The sequence below is a fragment of the Massilia sp. P2_C2 genome (assembly GCF_056404615.1).
Genome location: NZ_JBFUDR010000658.1, coordinates 1 through 721 on the forward strand (window position 1 = coordinate 1; position 721 = coordinate 721).

Sequence of the window (721 nt, forward strand, 5' to 3'; positions counted from 1 at the left end):
GGCCAGGTCGAGGCCGGCGCCATCGTCGGCGAAGCGGATCTCGACCTCGTTGCCCTGCTGGCTCACCTGCACGAGCAGTTCGCCCGTCTCCGGCTTGCCGGCGGCAACGCGCGCGGCGCGCGGCTCGATGCCGTGCACGATGGCGTTGCGCAGCAGGTGTTCGAACGGCGCGGCCATGCGTTCCAGCACGCTGCGGTCGATCTCGACGCCGCCGCCGCGGATGTCCAGGTTGACCCGCTTATCGGTTTCCTTGGCGGTCTGGCGCGCCACGCGGAACAGGCGCTCCGACAGGCTCGCGAACGGCACCATGCGCACCCGCATCAGGTCGCGCTGCAGCTCGCGCGTGAGGCGCGACTGCGCGGCCAGGTCGTCGCCCGCCGCTTCCACCGTGCGCGCCAGGCCGTCGTGGAACGAGCCGACGTCGTTCACGCTCTCGGCCATCATGCGCGTCAGTTCCTGCAGGCGCGTGAAGCGGTCGAATTCGAGCGGATCGAAGCCGCGCTCGCCCGCGATCGACAGGCGCGACGCGATCTGCGACTCGGCCTGCACCTCGACCTCGCRCAGCTGGCGGCGCAGGTTGGCGAGGTTGTCGGCGAAGTCGGACAGCATGCCCTTCAGCGCGCCCACCTGGGTTTCCAGCTTCGAGCGCGTGATCGACACTTCGCCGGCCTGGTTGACGAGGCGGTCGAGGATGTCGGCGCGCACGCGCACGAGCGGCGCG

General features: G+C 71.0%; 1 pseudogene. It reads right to left on the reverse strand.

Going from position 1 to position 721, the window contains the following annotated elements:
- Nucleotides 1-721: pseudogene (locus AC1DYX_RS31680) on the reverse strand (Hpt domain-containing protein); the annotation flags it as partial.